Annotated in this window: 16 protein-coding genes; 6 read left to right on the forward strand and 10 right to left on the reverse strand. The window is 71.3% G+C overall.

Annotation, left to right across the window (positions count from 1 at the left end; all coding sequences use genetic code 11):
• Positions 1–221, reverse strand: a 221-nt coding sequence (locus tag VKG64_14015; GenBank protein ID HKB26156.1) for a hypothetical protein, incomplete at its 3' end; no start/stop codon positions are given.
• Positions 222–334: 113 nt separating this feature from the next.
• On the opposite strand from VKG64_14015, the gene VKG64_14020 reads away from it, so the two are divergent.
• Genes VKG64_14020 through VKG64_14030 form a run of 3 tightly spaced genes read left to right on the forward strand, consistent with a single transcriptional unit; the run spans position 335 to position 1,358 of the window.
• Positions 335–646, forward strand: coding sequence for a DUF4286 family protein (locus VKG64_14020; GenBank protein HKB26157.1), 312 nt, complete (start codon positions 335–337; stop codon positions 644–646).
• 20 nt (positions 647–666) lie between these two features.
• Positions 667–1,053 (forward strand): luciferase family protein, encoded by a 387-nt coding sequence (locus VKG64_14025; GenBank protein HKB26158.1) that lies wholly within the window; start codon positions 667–669, stop codon positions 1,051–1,053.
• A 2-nt stretch (positions 1,054–1,055) separates the two neighbouring features.
• A complete protein-coding gene (locus VKG64_14030; GenBank protein HKB26159.1) occupies positions 1,056–1,358 on the forward strand; it encodes a putative quinol monooxygenase in 303 nt (100 codons plus the stop codon).
• Here VKG64_14030 and VKG64_14035 read toward each other — a convergent pair.
• On the reverse strand, positions 1,348–2,691 hold the full coding sequence (locus VKG64_14035) for an MFS transporter (GenBank protein ID HKB26160.1): 1,344 nt from the start codon (positions 2,689–2,691) through the stop codon (positions 1,348–1,350). The genes VKG64_14030 and VKG64_14035 overlap by 11 nt on opposite strands.
• Before the next feature lie 30 nt (positions 2,692–2,721).
• On the opposite strand from VKG64_14035, the gene VKG64_14040 reads away from it, so the two are divergent.
• Positions 2,722–4,764 (forward strand): molybdopterin oxidoreductase family protein, encoded by a 2,043-nt coding sequence (locus tag VKG64_14040; protein ID HKB26161.1) that lies wholly within the window; start codon positions 2,722–2,724, stop codon positions 4,762–4,764.
• A complete protein-coding gene (gene hpnJ, locus VKG64_14045) occupies positions 4,757–6,187 on the forward strand; it encodes a hopanoid biosynthesis associated radical SAM protein HpnJ (GenBank protein HKB26162.1) in 1,431 nt (476 codons plus the stop codon). The genes VKG64_14040 and hpnJ overlap by 8 nt, the downstream gene beginning before the upstream one ends.
• Here hpnJ and VKG64_14050 read toward each other — a convergent pair.
• From VKG64_14050 to shc, 8 genes are all read right to left on the reverse strand, one after another.
• Positions 6,172–7,329 carry a glycosyltransferase gene (locus tag VKG64_14050; protein HKB26163.1) on the reverse strand — a complete coding sequence of 386 codons (1,158 nt, stop codon included), beginning with the start codon at positions 7,327–7,329 and terminating at the stop codon, positions 6,172–6,174. The two genes, hpnJ and VKG64_14050, sit on opposite strands and share 16 nt — an antisense overlap.
• On the reverse strand, positions 7,329–10,076 hold the full coding sequence (locus tag VKG64_14055) for an MMPL family transporter (protein ID HKB26164.1): 2,748 nt from the start codon (positions 10,074–10,076) through the stop codon (positions 7,329–7,331). Before VKG64_14055 ends, VKG64_14050 begins: the two co-directional genes overlap by 1 nt.
• Positions 10,077–11,150 (reverse strand): inositol-3-phosphate synthase, encoded by a 1,074-nt coding sequence (locus tag VKG64_14060; protein HKB26165.1) that lies wholly within the window; start codon positions 11,148–11,150, stop codon positions 10,077–10,079.
• A gap of 103 nt (positions 11,151–11,253) precedes the next feature.
• Positions 11,254–11,886: an ABC transporter substrate-binding protein gene (locus VKG64_14065; GenBank protein HKB26166.1), complete on the reverse strand. Its 633-nt coding sequence runs from the start codon at positions 11,884–11,886 to the stop codon at positions 11,254–11,256.
• Positions 11,887–11,895: 9 nt separating this feature from the next.
• Positions 11,896–12,336, reverse strand: a complete 441-nt coding sequence (gene mlaD, locus VKG64_14070) for an outer membrane lipid asymmetry maintenance protein MlaD (protein ID HKB26167.1) — start codon at positions 12,334–12,336, stop codon at positions 11,896–11,898.
• Positions 12,336–13,079 carry an ATP-binding cassette domain-containing protein gene (locus VKG64_14075; protein HKB26168.1) on the reverse strand — a complete coding sequence of 248 codons (744 nt, stop codon included), beginning with the start codon at positions 13,077–13,079 and terminating at the stop codon, positions 12,336–12,338. The genes mlaD and VKG64_14075 overlap by 1 nt, the downstream gene beginning before the upstream one ends.
• A 19-nt stretch (positions 13,080–13,098) precedes the next feature.
• Positions 13,099–13,893 (reverse strand): MlaE family lipid ABC transporter permease subunit, encoded by a 795-nt coding sequence (locus VKG64_14080; GenBank protein ID HKB26169.1) that lies wholly within the window; start codon positions 13,891–13,893, stop codon positions 13,099–13,101.
• Entirely contained in the window at positions 13,890–15,809 is a 1,920-nt protein-coding gene (gene shc / locus VKG64_14085) for a squalene--hopene cyclase (GenBank protein ID HKB26170.1), read from the reverse strand. The genes VKG64_14080 and shc overlap by 4 nt, the downstream gene beginning before the upstream one ends.
• Positions 15,810–15,836: 27 nt before the next feature.
• On the opposite strand from shc, the gene VKG64_14090 reads away from it, so the two are divergent.
• On the forward strand, positions 15,837–16,023 hold a 187-nt coding region (locus VKG64_14090), incomplete at its 3' end, for a carotenoid biosynthesis protein (protein ID HKB26171.1).

A 16,023-nucleotide genomic window follows, 5' to 3' on the forward strand; every position in this document is an offset into this window, starting at 1 on the left:
GGGACCCGCCATGTCCCCGCGGTCGCCTCGCTCGCGGGCAGGGGGGCGGGCATCGCGCGGCGCTGGAGCGCCGCGCGCAGAACCTCGTCGCGCCGCCGGCGGAGCTCGAGCGCCCGCGCGGCGAGCCCGTCGTGCAGCCGCGTCAGGTACTCACAGAACGCGCCCGTGAAGAGCGCGGCGGCGCCCTCGACCGGAGCGAACGTCACGCGCGCCGTCGCCATGACCGTCCTTTCGTCAGCGTGTGGCGAAACGGTTTCTTTTCGCATGGCGGGCGAGACGGTGTCAATGGCAGAATGGCCGGCGTTCGACTCCGTGCGGTGCCAGGAGACCCACGATGGCCACGGTGCTGTTCGTCGTGAAGGCGACCATCCGGCGCGACCGGGAAGAGGCGTTCAACCGCTGGTACAACGAGGAGCACGTGCCGCAGGTGCTCCAGTGGAAGGGCCTCGTGAGCGCGCGGCGCTACAAGGCGCTCGAGGGCGAGGACACCTGGCAGTACATGGCGGTGTACGAGCTCCAGGACGAGGCGACTTACCGGCGCCTCGTGGCCTCCGACCACATGAAGGCGCTCCGCGCCGAGTACGACGCGAACTTCGGCGCGGTCAGCCAGCGCGCCCGGTTCGCATACACGCAGGTCTGGCCATAGGGACGCGCCGCGTCCGCGGCATGGGGCGGGGGCGCAAGCTCCGGCGCACGCTCGAGCGCGGCGGGAGCGGCCCCGCGCAGCGGCTCAACGAGGCCCTCGGCGGCTGGGAGGGTGTCAGGATCACGCCGATGTTCGGCCGCTGGGGCTACTTCGTCGGCGAGACGCTGTTCGCGTGCTTCCCGCTCCGCGAGAAGGAGCGCGATCTCTGGATCCGCCTCGGGCCCGCCGACCAGCGCCGGGCCCTCGCCGACGCGCGGATCCGCCCGCACCGGCGCTTCGCGCGCCGGGGCTGGGTCGAGCTCGGTGTGGACGAGCCCGAAGACGTGGGGCGCGCGCTGCGGTGGCTCCGCCGCGCCCACGCGCTGGCGCGTGCCGGCGCGCACATCAACCAGGACAGGGAGGCGTGACGATGGCGAACGTGCTGACCGTGGTCGCGAAGTTGTCGGCGAAGCCCGGCAAGGGCGACGAGCTCGAGACGTTCCTCCGCGAGCAGGTGGCGGCGGTGCGGAAAGCGGAGCCGGACTGCCTCGTCTACCGATTGCACCGGTCCAAGAAGAACCCCGACGTCTTCCTCTTCTACGAGCAGTACCGTTCCGACGCGGCCTTCGACGTGCACCGGAAGGCGCCGCACCTGGCGGCCTTCCGCGAGCGCCGCGATCCGCTCGTCGCCGGTCCCGCGGAGGTGGAGTTCTTCCTCTCCGTCACCGACTGACCCCGGCGGCCGCCGCGTCGGCCGCCGCCCGCGCCGCGGCCTCCTCGCGCGCGCGCGCCTCGATGCGGTCGATCCTCACGAGCGGCACGAGCAGCCACGCGGCCGCGGTGAGGGCCGCCGAGATGAGCACGAGCGGCGTGAAGCCGATCGCGTCGTAGAGGCGCGCGCCGACGTTCTGCGAGAGCTGCGTCCCGGCGTTGTAGACCGACATGAGCAGCGCGAAGAAGGTCGCCTCCACGCGCTTCGGGCACGACTTGGCCGCGAGGTCCAGCAGCGCGAGCTGGGTGATCATCCCGACGCATCCGAACGAGATGTCGATGACGAGCGCCGAGGCCCGGCCGCGATAGACGAGGTAGGCGAGCGTCGCGACGACCCCCGCGCCGATGGACACGTTGATGAGCCACTTGAGCGGGAAGCGCCGCGAGAGCGGGGCATAAATCGCGGCGCCGACGACGCCCGCGCTCGCCGCGAGCGAGCCGAGCGTGCCGATGAACTGCTGGCTGAACCCGAGGGCGTCGGTCTGGTAATAGAGGAACGCCGGGCCGAACGAGGGGCTGAACGTCCAGAAGAAGATGAAGCCCACGACGACCCACATGTCCCGGTGGGCGAGCGCCTCGCGGATGGCCCGGCCCGTCTCGCGTATCGCCTCGGCGTCGAAGCGCGCACGAGGCTCGCGGACGACGAAGACGCCCATCAAGAGCGAGACGAGGGGGAACGCCGCCGCGAGCAGGAAGGCGGTCCGGAGGCTCCGGTGCTCCGCGAGGTAGCCGCCCAGCAAGCCGACGATCACGGACGCCACCGTGATGCACGCCCACTGCACCGACTGGAAGGCGCCGGTGAGGCCGCGCGGCCGGCCGTTCTCGACCATCATCGCGTCGACCAGCACGTCGGTGAAGGCGAGCCCGAGCGCCATGAGCGTGAAGAGGCCCACGCCGGAAACGAGCGTGAAGGTCACGGCGCCCACGCCGGGCAGGACGGCCGTGAACGTCTCGATCGGCCCGTGCGAGATCAGCGCGCCCGAGGCGAGGGCGAGGCCCGCGAAGGCGGCGAGCCCCGAGGTGAGGATGAAGTAGCTCTGCCGCCGGCGCCCGAGGAGCGGCACGAAGTCCGAGAGGAGGCCGTAGGCGGGCTTGATCAGCCACGGGATCGTGCTCAGCAGGAAGAAGTCGGCGACCTGGCCCGCCGTGAGCCCGCGGTCCTTGAGGATGATCGTGATCGTCTGGTTCGGCAGGTACCACATGCCCTGGGCGAAGTAGACGACGCCGAAGAGGGTCGCGAGCCGCTGGGTCTCCGGGGTCTTGAACGGGTTGAGCCGCCGGGCCCACTCGAACATCCGGCCGCCATGATAACCTGTTACGCGGTCATGCCGTCCTCCGTGTGCCCCCACGACTGCCCGTCGTGCTGCCGGCTCCTCGTCACCGTCGAGGACGGGCGCATTACCGCGGTCACCGGAGATCCCGCGCACCCGTTCACGCAGGGCGTGATCTGCGGCAAGGTGCGCGAGTACGCGGAACGAGTGCACTCGCCGCTGCGCGTCGCGACGCCGCTCAGGCGCGTGGGCCCGAAGGGGCGCGGCGAGTTCGCGCGGATCTCCTGGGACGAGGCGATCGGCGAGATCGCGGAGCGCTGGCGCGCGGTCATCCGGGAGCACGGCGCCGAGGCGATCCTGCCCTTTTCCTACGCGGGCTCGATGGGACAAGTGCAGTACCACGCGGGCCACCCGCTCTTCCACGCGCTCGGCGCCTCCCGCCTCGACCGCTCGATCTGCGTGTCGACCGCGTACACCGGGTGGCGCGCGACCGTCGGCGTGGTCACCGGCAACGACTCCGAGCAGATGGTGGGCGCCGACCTCGTCGTCCTCTGGGGCGTGAACGCCGCCTACTCGACCGTGAACGTCATGACGCTCGTGAAGCAGGCCCGCGCCCGCGGCGCGCACGTCGTGGTCGTGGACCCCTACCGCACGCCGACCGCGCAGCAGGGGGACGAGCACCTGATGCTCCGCCCGGGCACCGACACGGCGCTGGCCCTCGCGGTGATGCACGTGCTCGTGGCCGAGGGGCGCCTCGACCGCGACTACATCGAGCGCGCCACGCTCGGCTTCGAGCGCCTCGCCGAGCACGTCAAGGCCTGGTCGCCCGACGCGGTCGCGCCGACCGTCGGCCTCCCCGCGGAGACCATCGCGCGGTTCGCCCGGCGGTACGGCGCCGGGCCGCGGAGCTTCATCCGTATCGGCATCGGTCTCTCGCGCCACGACAACGGCGGCATGGCCTGCCGCACCCTCGCGTGCCTGCCGGCCCTCACGGGCGCTTACGCGGATCCCCACGGCGGCGCGCTCCTTTCCTCGGGCCAGGCGCCCGGGTTCGACTTCCGCGTGCTCGAGCGTCCCGATCTCATGCCGGGCCCGCCGCCGCGCGTGATCAACATGATCCGGCTCGGCCGAGTCCTCACCGACCCGACGCTCGCGCCGCCCGTGAAGGCGCTCTACGTCTACAGCTCGAACCCCGCGGCCGTGTGCCCGAACCAGACGTTCGTGCTCGAGGGGCTCGCGCGGGAGGACCTGTTCACGGTCGTCCACGAGCAGGTGCTGACGGACACGGCGCACTACGCCGACCTCGTCCTGCCCGCGACGACGTCCATGGAGCACGAGGACCTCTACCGCTCCTACGGCCAGTTCACGCTCCAGCTGGCCCGGCCCGTCCTGCCGCCGCAGGGCGAAGCGCTGTCGAACTGGGAGGTCTGCGGGCGGCTCGCGCGCGCGCTGGGCGTGGCCGAGGAGCACTACGCCAAGAGCGTCCCAGCGCTCATCGACGAGTTCCTCGCGCGCGGCGGCGCCCCGGTGCGGGGCATCACCTACGCGCGGCTCCGGCGCGAGGGCTGGGCGCGGCTCGACCTGCCGCGGCCGTACATGCCGTTCGCGCACGGGGCGCCGACGCCGTCGGGCCGGGTCGAGTTCTACTCGGAAACGCTCGCGCGCCAGGGGTTCCCCGCGCTCCCGACCTGGGTACCCCTCGCCGAGGGACCGGAGCGCGCGGAGCTCCTCCGGCGCTTCCCGCTCCAGTGCATCGTGCCGCCGAACCGCTTCTTCCTGAACTCGTCCTTCAGCCAGTCCGAGCGGCTGCGCCGGCGGCAGGGGACGCCGAGCGTGATGGTCGCCGCGCCGGACGCGTCGGCGCGCGGCATCGCCGACGGCGACGCGGTCCGCGTCGAGAGCGCCCGGGGCGCGGCGCGGTTCACCGCGCGCGTGACGGACGCGACGCGGCCCGGCGTGGTCGTGGTCGAGGGGATCTGGTGGCACCGGTTCCATCCGGGCGGGCGCTCCGTGAACGTGCTCACCGACGACCGCGTCACCGACATGGGCGGGGGGCCCGCGTTCCATTCGAACCTCGTCGAGGTCTCGCGTGTCTGAGGCGGCGGGCTACCTCAGGACGCTCTTCCTGCACCCGCCGTCGTACGAGGGCTTCGACGGGGGCGCCGGCTCGCGCTACCAGGCGCGCCGCGAGGTGCGCTCGTTCTGGTACCCGACGTGGCTCGCGCAGCCCGCGGCGCTGGTCCCGGGCTCCCGCCTCGTGGACGCGCCGCCCGCCGATCTCGCGCTCGAGGACGTGCTGCCGCTCGCCCGCGGGTACGAGCTGGCCGTGCTCCACACGAGCACGCCGTCGTTTTCCTACGACGTGAAGGTCGCCGAGGCGCTCCGCGCGGAGAACCCGTGGCTGCGGATCGGCTTCGTCGGCGCCCACGTCGCGGTGAATCCCGAGGACGCGCTCGCCGCCTCCGACGCGATCGAGTTCGTGGCGCGCAACGAGTTCGACTTCACGCTGGAGGAGGTCGCGCGGGGCCGGCCGCTCGAGCGGGTCCGCGGGCTCTCGTACCGTGCCGGCGGCCTGATCCGCCACACGCCCGACCGGCCGGTCCTCGAGGACATGGACGCGCTGCCCTTCGTCGTGGACGTCTACAAGCGCGACCTCACCATCGAAAACTACTTCATCGGCTACCTCCTCCATCCCTACGTGTCGCTCTACACGGGCCGCGGCTGCCGCTCGAAGTGCACCTTCTGCCTCTGGCCCCAGACCGTCGGGGGTCAGCGCTATCGGAGGCGCTCGGTCGCGCACGTCCTCGACGAGATCGCCCTCGCCCGGCGCTACTTCCCGCAGGCGCGCGAGTACTTCTTCGACGACGACACGTTCACCGACGACCTCCCACGCGCCGAGGCGATCGCGCGCGGGCTCGGCCGGCTCGGCGTCACGTGGTCCTGCAACGCCAAGGCGGACGTGCCGTACGCGACGCTCCGGGTTCTCCGGGACAACGGGCTGCGGCTCCTGCTCGTCGGCTACGAGTCGGGCGACCAGCGGATCCTCAACAACGTGAAGAAGGGGCTCCGGCTCGACGTCGCGCGGCGGTTCGCGCGCGACTGCCGCGACCTCGGCATCATGACCCACGGCACCTTTATCCTCGGGCTGCCCGGCGAGACGCGCGAGACGATCGAGACGACGATCCGCTACGCGTGCGAGATCGACCCGCACACGATCCAGGTCTCGATCGCCGCGCCCTATCCCGGCACCGCGCTGTACCGCGAGGCCGTGGACGCGGGCTGGCTCGGCGGGCCCGACCTCGTGGGCGGCCGCGGGTTCCAGCAGAGCGCCCTCGCCTATCCGCACCTGTCGAGCGCCGAGATCTTCGACGCCGTCGAGGTGTTCTACAAGCGGTTCTACTTCCGCCCGCGGAAGCTCTGGGCGCTGGCGTGCGAGATGGCGCGTGACCGCCGGATGCTCGGGCGCCGCCTCCGCGAGGGCGCGGAGTTCTTCCGCTTCCTCGCTCAGCGCGCGCGGTAGGCCGCGAGCGGCCGCGCGGGCGCCTCCGGCGCGGCGATCCCCAGCAGGTGGTCCGCGAGCTCGCCGGCGGCGTGCGGCCGCCGGAGGGCGCGGCCCGCGGCGCGGAGGCCGTCGAGCGCGTCGCGCCGCGCGAGGACGCGCCGCAGCACGCCGCCGAGCTCGGCCGGCGAGCGCGCCGCGAGCGCCACGCCCGCCGCGACGACGAACGCCTCGTTGCGCGCCTCGTGGCCGGGGAGCGAGCCGAAGCAGACGACGGGGAGCTCCGCCGCGAGCGCCTCGGCGAGCGAGAGGCCGCCCGCCTTGGTCACGAGCACGTCCGCGGCGGCCATGAGCTGGCGGACGTTCGTCGCGTAGCCGAGGACCCTGAGCCCGGCGCGCCCGCCGGCCCGCGCGGAGAGCGCGCGGGCGAGGTTCGCGTCCACGCCGGTCACGACGAGGGCTTCGAGCGGCGGGGGCAGCTCGGTGAGCACGCGCGTCACGGCCTCGAGCCGGCCGCGCCCGCCGTCGGCGCCGGCCATCGCGAGGACGACGGGTGCGCGCGGGTCGAGCCCGAGCGCGGCCCGCGCGGCCGCGCGGTCGAGCGGCTCCGCGAACTCGGGGCGGAGCGGGATCCCGGTTGTCACGACCCGCTCGGGGGCGATGCCGCCCGCGACGACCGCGCGCCCGAGCGCGTCGGCCGGGACGTAGTGGACGTCGGCCTCGGGGTGGAGCCACTGGCCGTGGACGGCGAAGTCGCTGAAGACGATCGCGTAGGGCGGCGTCGGGACGCCGCGCGCGCGCAGCACGCCGAGGGCGCCCGCCGGCGTGGGGTGGGTGCACGCCACGCGGTCGGGCCGCTCGGCCTCGAGGAGCCGCGCGAGCCGCGCGCTGCCGAGCCGGTTCGCGTTGAACGTGAGCGCCGACGCGGGCGTCATCCGGTCGCCGGTCCGGTACGCGAGGCTCCAGAGGCCGGGAGCGCGGCGGAGCATCGTGTCGTAGAGCCGCCGGCTCCAGCGGTCGAAGGCCGGGTGCACGAGCTCGCGGAAGTGGTCGACGACGCGCGTCCCGGCGCCCGCGGCGCGGAAAGCCGCGGCGAGCGCGTCGGCGGCGGCGTTGTGGCCGGAGCCGAAGCTCGCCGTCAGGATGAGGACGCGGGGCGCCATCAGGGAGACGAGAGCGCGACGGGCTCGACCTCGGGCTCGCGCAGCGCCGGGCGGGCGCGCGGACCCAGGAGCACGGGCAGCACGATGAGCGCCGCGACGAGGCTCGTCGCGGTGCCGAGGGTGAGCAGGAGCCCCAGCCCGAAGATGCCGCGGTGGTCGGCCACCATGAGGCTGCCGAACCCGACGATCGTCGAGAGCCCGCTCACGAGGACGCCCATCACCGTGCTGCGGGCGATGAGCGGCCCGCCGTGGTCGCGTCCCTCCATGTAGCGGATCACGATGTTGAGGCCGTACTCCGCGGCGGCGCCGAGGATGAGCGGCAGGCCGAAGACGTTCCCCATGTTGAACTTCAAGTCGAAGAAGAACATGAGGCCGCAGGTCCACAGGAGCCCGAGGCCGAGCGGCAGGAGCGCGAGCAGCGTCTCCCGCACGCGCCGGAGCGTGAGGTACGTCACGAGCGAGACGAGGAGCACGGCGTACACCGTGCCTTCCTGGTAGGAGCGCTCCATGAAGCGGATCGCCTCGAACGTGACGATCGGCGTGCCGGTCACCTCCGGGTCCACCGAGCGGAGGTCGGTGATGAAGCGCAGCGCGCCCTCCCGGTCCCAGATGTCCACCGCGGGGTGGATCTGGAGCAGGAAGTGGCCGCGGTCGCTGATGAACTTCCGGCGGAGCTCGGGCGGCACGTCCCGGAGCCCGATGGGCTTCGGGTTGAGGTTCGCCTGGAGCCGCTGGAAGTTCCTCACGAAATCGTTGTAGACCTGGTTCTGGAGCACCGTCAGCGCCGGCTCGCTCACGTCGGGGTCCGTCTGGCGCAGGCGGGTCGCGAGGCGGTCGAGCTCCTCGACGAGGTTCGCGAGGCGCAGCTTCGTCTCGCCCTCCGGCGCCTCGTTCGCCGCGATCCCGAATCGGCGCCGCAGCGTCTCGAGCGCCTCGATGAGCCGCGGAATGTCCACGGGGGTGGGACGCCCGATGCGGATCGGCGCGACGATCGGCGCGAAGTCGCGGATGACCTTCATCTTCGCGGGCTGGTCGTCGGGGATCAGGAGGAGCGCCGAGTCCACCTCCGAGACCGTGGGGAGCCGGCTGAAGGCGGTGTGCTTGCGGCGGAGCTCCTCGAGCGAGTCCGCGCCGGCCAGCGCCGTGAATCCCGAGCGGCCGGCGGTGGCGAGGATCTTGCGCTCCCACACGACGGACTCGGTGCCTTCGGCCTGGAGATTGAGCAGGTTGTAGTCGAACTGGATGTAGGTGAGGCCCCAGAGCGAGAACCCCGTGATCCCGACGGCGAAGACCAGGACCGCCGTCGGGTATTGGGCGAGCCGCTCGAGCAGCGGCACGTGCACCCGCTCCAGCGCGATCGCGCGCGGGATCGCGTTCGCCGGGCGGCCCGCGTGGTGGCGGTCCACGAGCACCAGGATGGCCGGGAAGACGGTGATCATCGCGACCCAGGAGAAGACGATGGCCGTGCCCGCGACGAACCCGAGCTCCTGGACGCCGCGGAACTCGGTGAGGCCGAGCACGTAGAAGGTGCCCGCGGCGGTGACCGCGCCCAGCAGCATGCCGGGCCCGCCGCGTCCCGCCGTGATCTCGATCGCTTCCTTGAGGTTCCGGCCGAGGAACAGCTCCTCCTCGTAGCGGAAGAGGAAGTAGATTCCGTAGTCGATGCCGATGCCGATGACGATCGAGATGAACATGACCGAGAAGAGCGAGAGGTGCCCGATGACGAGCGTCGCGACACCGAGCGACCAGCAGAGGCTCGTGGTGAGCACGAGCAGCATGAGCACGGGCTTGCCGACGCGGAGAAACGCCGCCAGGAGCAGGCCCAGCGTGAGCGCGAACGCGAGGATCGTCGCGTGCTGGCTGTCGCGGAAGGCGGACGTCATCTCGTCGTTGGAGAGCGCGGGCTTGCCGGTGACGCCGACCTCGATGTTCGGGTACTCGCGCCGGAGCTTCGCGATCACCGCCCGGACGCCCTCGATCGCGCGCTGGTCGCCCGTGAAGCTGCCGCGCTCGCTCTCGGGCTCGGCCAGGATGAAGAGGAGCCGCTGGTCGTCCGACAGGAAGTACCCGACGCCCGGGTTGTCGGCGCCGCCCACGGCAAAGAGCGTGCCCCAGGGCGAGTGGTAGGGCGCGGGCCGGTCGAGCCGCGTCGCGATCTGCGCGACGAGGTCCTCGGCGAAGCGGATGTCGAGCGACGACTTGGCGTCGTGGAGGCCGAGGTCGATGAAGGCCGTGACGAACGCGTTGGCGACCTGGGTCGCCACGCCGTCGACGAGCTGGTCGAGGGTCGGACGACCGGCGAAGGCTTCCACGAAGTCCTGGTAGTCGAGGATCTTGTCGCGGATCGCCTCGAGCTTCTCCCGGGAGAGGTAGAGGAGGCCCCGGCCCTCGAAGTGCTTGGGGTCGATGCGGTAGGCGACGCGGGCGAGGGGCACGCGGCGGGCGCGGAGCTCGCGCACGAGGCGGCCCGCGTAGACCGTGGCCTCCGGGAGCGAGGGCGCCTTGACGACGATCGCGAGGTCGTCGAGGTCGCCGAACTCGGCGGCGTACTGCCGGTACTTCTCGACGTAGGGCTGGCCCGCCGGCAGGAGCCGGAGCGCCGACGTCTGGAACGTCATGGTCGTCAGCGTGTAGTCGATCGAGACGAGTGCCAGGAACAGGGCGAGCCCGACCGTCAGCCAGGGCCGGGCGCACGACAGGTGGACGAGCCGCCGGAGGGGGAGGTCGATGCGCCGGGCGACCGCCACCTACTCTTCGCCGGCGATGAACCGCTCGAGCCGGACGCGGGCCGCGTCGTCGGCCCACTGCTCCGGAGGCGACTTCATCAGGTAGGCGGACGGCGCGAGCAGCGCCCCCTTGAGGCCGCGGTCGAGCGCGATCCGGCAGAGGCGGATCGCGTCGATCACGACGCCGGCCGAGTTCGGCGAGTCCCACACTTCGAGCTTCAGCTCGACGTTGATCGGCTGGTCGCCGAAGCCCCGGCCCTCCAGCCGGATGTGGGCCCACTTGCGGTCCTCGAGCCACGGCACGTAGTCGCTCGGGCCGATGTGGACGGCGTCGGCCGGGAGCTCGTGGCCGAGCTGCGAGCGGACCGCGTCGGTCTTCGAGATCTTCTTGGAGGCGAGCCGCTCGCGCTCGAGCATGTTGTAGAAGTCGGTGTTGCCGCCGAAGTTGAGTTGGCTCGTGCGCTCGAGGCGCACGCCGCGGTCCATGAAGAGCTTGGTGAGGACGCGGTGGACAATCGTCGCGCCGAGCTGCGACTTCACGTCGTCGCCGATGACCGGCAGGCCCCGCTCCTCGAACCGCCGCCGCCAGTAGGCCTCGCGCGCGATGAAGACGGGGATGCAGTTGACGAACGCGCAGCCCGCCTCGAGCACCTGCTCGACGTACCACTTGGTGGCCATCTCGCTGCCGACCGGCAGGAAGTTGACGACGACGTTCGTGCGCGTCTCGCGGAGGATGCCGGCGATGTCGGCGGTCGAGCCGGGCGCCTTCGTGATCACCTGCGACAGGTACTGGCCGAGGCCGTCGTGGGTCATCCCGCGCTGGACCGGCACGCCGAGCGCGCCGACCTTCGCGAAGCGCACCGTGTTGTTTGGCGCCTGGAAGATCGCCTCGCCGAGGTCGAGCCCGACCTTGCGCGCGTCGATGTCGAATGCGGCGGAGAACTCGATGTCACCGACGTGGTAGGGCCCGAGCCGCGGGTGCATGAGGCCGGGAATGAACTGGTGCTCGGGCGCCTGCCTGTAGTACTCCACGCCCTGCACGAGCGACGACGCGCAATTGCCGACACCGACGATGGCGACTCGAACGGATCCCACCGGCGCCTCCCTTACCCGACGCGATCGGTACGGCGTGATCGGCGGACGTGATCTCGGGACAGTGTAACATGACCCCCCGCGGCGCCGGGCACGTCGCGTGCGCTCACCGCTGCGAGGCGGGCCGTTCCTGGTGGACGAACTCGTCCTGCTTGGTCTTCATCCTCCGGACGAGCTCCTGGTAGGACGCGGTCGTGATGATCTTGTTGAACTGCGCGCGGTAGTTCGCGATCAGGCTGATGCCCTCGATCACCACGTCGTAGACGAGCCAGCGGTCGCCCCGCCGCAGCATGCGATAGTCCACGGGGATCTCGCTGCCCCCCTTCGTGACGAGCTTCGTGTGCACCATCGCCTGGTCGCCGTCGAGCGTCTCGCCGAGATAGCTGATCCTCTCGCCGCCGTAGAGCTCGATCCTCGAGAGGTACGAGCGCTCGAGCAGGTCGGCGAAGAGCCGGACGAACTCCTCGCGCTCGGCCGGCGTCCGCGCGGCCCAGTGGCGCGCGAGCGAGCGCTTGGCGGTTTCGCCGAAGTCGAAGATGCCGTCCGCGATCCGCCGGACCGCGGCGCGGCGCTCCCGGACCTTGCCCGGCTTCTTGAGCTCCGGGTCCTCGAGCACCTCGAGGACCCGGTCGATCTCCGCCTTGAGCCGGTCCGTGGGCGCCCCGGCCCACGCGCGGGTCGGGGCGAGCAGCAGCAGGACTCCGGCGGCGAGCATGAGCCCGCGGCGGGCCACCGCCATCGCCGCCTCCTACACCTTCCCGAAGATATACTTCGACAGCAGCTCCTCGAAATCGACGGGCGCCTCGACCTCGCGGATGCGGCCGTTCGGCGGGATGATCTTGTCCGAGCCGCCCGGGCTGATCCGCAGGTACTTCTCGCCGATCAGTCCCTTGGTCTTGATCGACGCGATCGAGTCCTCCTGCAGCTTCACGCCTTTGTTGATCCGCAGCGTCACGCGCGCCTGGTAGTCGACCAGGGCGATGTCCTCGACCCGGCCGACCTCCACGCCGGCGATCTCGACGGTCGACCCGGGCTTGAGCCCGCCGACCGACGGAAAGTCCGCGGTGACCTCGTACCCGGCGCCGCCGAGGAACGCGACGCGACCGAGCTTGATCGACAGGTAGCCCAGCGCCACGATGCCGACGAGGACGAAGAGGCCCACCGCGATGTTGATCCGCGTCCGCTCCATCAGGCTCCCTCCGAGTTCTCGGGAACACCCTGGATGAACTGGCGCACGACCCGGTTCGCCGACGCCTGGATGGCCGCCGGCGTGCCGACCTCCACGATCCTGCCGTCGTGGAGCACGGCGACGGTGTCGGCGATCTCGAAGATCTCCGGGATCTCGTGGCTCACCATGACGGCGGTGAACCGGTAGCGGCGGTGGAGGTCGAGGATCAGGTGGTGGATCGTGTTGACGAGCACCGGGTCGAGCCCCGTGGTGGGCTCGTCGAAGAAGACGATCTCGGGCTCGGTGACGAGCGCCCGCGCGATCGCCACGCGCTTGCGCATACCGCCCGAGACCTCCGCGGGATTCTTCGCGCCCATGCCCTCGAGCCCGACCTGGGCGAGCGCGGCCTCGACGCGCTTGGCCACCTCCGGCCGCGGGACCCTGAGCTTCTCGCGCAGCGGGAAGGCCACGTTGTCCGCGCACGACATCGAGTCGAAGAGCGCGCCTCCCTGGAAGACGACGCCGTAGCGCCGCCGGACCTCGTCGAGCGCGGCCCCGCGGAGGCCGGTGATCTCGGCGCCGTCGACGAGCACGCGGCCCGCGTCGGGGCGGAGGAGGCCGAGCAGGTGCTTCAGGAGCACCGACTTGCCGCCGCCGCTCCGGCCGATGATGACGGTGATCGAGCCCGTCGGGACCTCGAGGTCGAGCCCCCGCAGCACCTCCTGCCGCCCGAAGGACTTCGTCAGGCGCTCGACCTTGATCATAAGCCCCGCACCGCCGGACTCACGGCAGCACCGAGCCCATGAAGTAGTCCCAGACGAGGATGAGGACCGACGAGAGGACGACCGCGTCGGTCGTGGCCTTCGCCACGCCCTCGGCGCCGTGGCCAACGTGGAAGCCCTTGTACGTGCACACCCACGTCACGATCACGCCGAACGACAGCGACTTCCAGACGCCCATCATGATGTCCTTCATGTCCACGAACGTCTGCATCTCGCCGAAGTACGTCCCCTGCGAGAGCCCGAGGAGCTCGACGCCCACCAGGTAGCCGCCGAAGATGCCCACCGTGTCGAAGATCGCGGTCATGAGCGGGAACGTCACGAGGCCCGCGAGCATGGACGGCGCCACGAGATAGCGCATCGGGTTCAGGGCCATCACGGTGAGCGCGTCGATCTGCTCCGTGATGCGCATGATGCCGATCTCGGCGGTCAGCGCCGAGCCGGCGCGGCCCGTCACCATGAGCGCCGAGAGCACCGGACCGAGCTCGCGGATGAGCGAGAGCGCGACCGCGGGGCCGAGGTACGCCTCCGACCCGAAGCGGACCAGCGTCAAGTACACCTGGAGGCCGAGCACCATCCCGGTGAAGCCGCCGGTGAGGAGGATGATCAGCAGCGAGCGGTATCCGATGTAGTGGATCCGGTCGACGAACGCCCAGAGCTTGAACGGCGGCGAGACCAGCGTCCCGAGCGCCTCGGCGAGGAACGTCCCGAAGCGGCCCAGCGACTCCACGACCTCGTTCGCCCACAGGCCGAGCGAGTCGAGCGTGCGCAGCGGCAGCGGGAGCGGCCGGTCGTTCATCGCTGGGCGCTGCGGTACACCCCCAGCGCCCAGAGGGGGAAGCACTTCGCGTACAGGTGGTACTTGAGATAGAAGACGCGCGGGAATCCCGTCCCGTTCCAGAGTCCGTCGTCCCAGGAGCCGTCCGGGCGCTGGGTCTTCAGCAGATACTCGACGCCGCGCTCGACGGCGACGCCGCTGGTCCGGCCCGCCGCGAAGAGCGCGAGCAGCGCCCACGCGGTCTGGCTCGGCGTCGACTCGCCGACCCCGGCGAACTCCGGGTCGTCGTAGCTCTCGCACGTCTCCCCCCAGCCGCCGTCCCGGTTCTGGCGCCGCTCGAGCCAGCGCACCGCGCGCTGCACGTACTCGTGGCGGGGGTCCTCGCCGATCGCGCCGAGGCCGCGGAGCACCGACCAGGTGCCGTAGATGTAGTTCACGCCCCAGCGGCCGTACCACGGGCCGTCGTGGCGCTGGGTGTGGCGCAGGAAGTGGATCGCGCGCCGCGCGGGCTCGAAGCTCGTGTCGTAGCCCAGCGTGCCCAGGAGCTCGAGGCCGCGCCCCGTGAGGTCCTCGGTGGAGGGGTCGAGCAGCGCGCCGTGGTCGGCGAAGGGGATGTTGTTCAGGTAGAGGCGGTTGTTATCGGCGTCGAACGACGCCCAGCCGCCGTCCTCGCCCTGCATGCCGAGGAACCAGCCGAGGCCCCGCTCCTTCGCGGCCTGCGCGGCGTCGCCGTCCACCCCCGGCACCTTCTCGAGCGCCATGAGGACCATCCCGGTGTCGTCGAGGTCGGGGTAGAAGTCGTTGCGGTACTGGAACGCCCAGCCGCCGGGCTTGACGTGCGGTCGCTTGACCTGCCAGTCGCCCGGCACGAGCACCTGCCGATCGATCAGCCACTCGGCGGAGCGCCGGAGGGCGGGGTGCTCACGCTCGAGGCCGCTCTCGACCAGCGCGTTGATCGTGAGCGCGGTGTCCCACACCGGCGAGGGGCAGGGCTGGTAGTGGATCTCCTCGTCGGTCTCGACCGCGAGCGCCTCGATCTCCTTCAGTTGTCCCATGACGAGCGGGTGGTCGTCGGGGTAGCCGAGCAGCCGCATCGCGAGGATCGAGTTCGCCATCGCGGGATAGATGCCGCCGAGGCCGCCGGGCACGGCGAGCCGCTCCTCGAGCCACGCCCGGGCCGCCTCGATCGCGCGCTTGCGGAGCGGGCGCTTCGTGAAGCGCTCCCAGATCTTCAGGCCGTCGTCCACCGCGACGAAGAAGTTCTTCCAGAAGAGCTTGCGCCAGGTGAAGGGCTCCGGGACGCGTGGGAAGCGGAGGCTCGTCATCTCGCGCGACTCGGGCCACAGCTCGTCGAGCGCCAGGTGGGGCGGCAGCCACTTCACGGGCTTGCGGTCCATGATGATCAGGAGCGGCACGATCACCGTCCGCGACCAGTACGAGACCTCGTAGATGTTGAAGAGGAAAAACGGCGGGGGCAGCAGCATGATCTCGACCGGCATCGCCGGCACGCCGTTCCAGTCGTACTCGCCGAAGAGCGCGAGCAGGATCTTGGTGAAGACGTCGGCCCGCACGGGGCCGCCCATCTCGCGGATGCGCTCGCGCGCGGCGACCATCGCGGGCTCGTCCGCGCTGACGCCGGCCAGCTTCATGCCGAAGTACGCCTTGATCGTGGCCGACAGGTTCGCGGGCCCCTCCTCGAACAGGTTGAAGCCGCCGTCGGGGAGCTGGCGCCGGTGGAGGTACCGGACCGCCTTGGCCTCCTTCTTCCGGTCCACGCGATCGATCAGGTGGCAGAGGAGGAGGTACTCCGACGTGATCGTCGTGTTGGCTTCGAGCTCGCCCACCCAGTGACCGTCGGGTGCCTGATGGGCGAGCAGCCACGCCTGGGCTCGAGCGATTGCGCCGTTGAGGGCCACCACGAGGGCTGATGGTAACATGCGGTCTCGTCGAGTGAAAATGCCCTCATGGATCTGGTGCTCGGAACCCTGACGCTCCGCCCGTACGTGTTCGCCTTCCTGGCGCTGTTCGTCGCCGCCGGGAGTGCGGACCTCGGCTGGCGGCGGACCACGCTCTTCGGGGTCGTGGTCTGGCCGATCGCCTGGCTCGCCGAGTTCTCCTCGACGCGCACCGGGTTCCCGTTCGGGATCTACC

Source organism: Candidatus Methylomirabilota bacterium, assembly GCA_035260325.1.
Taxonomy (GTDB): domain Bacteria; phylum Methylomirabilota; class Methylomirabilia; order Rokubacteriales; family CSP1-6; genus AR19.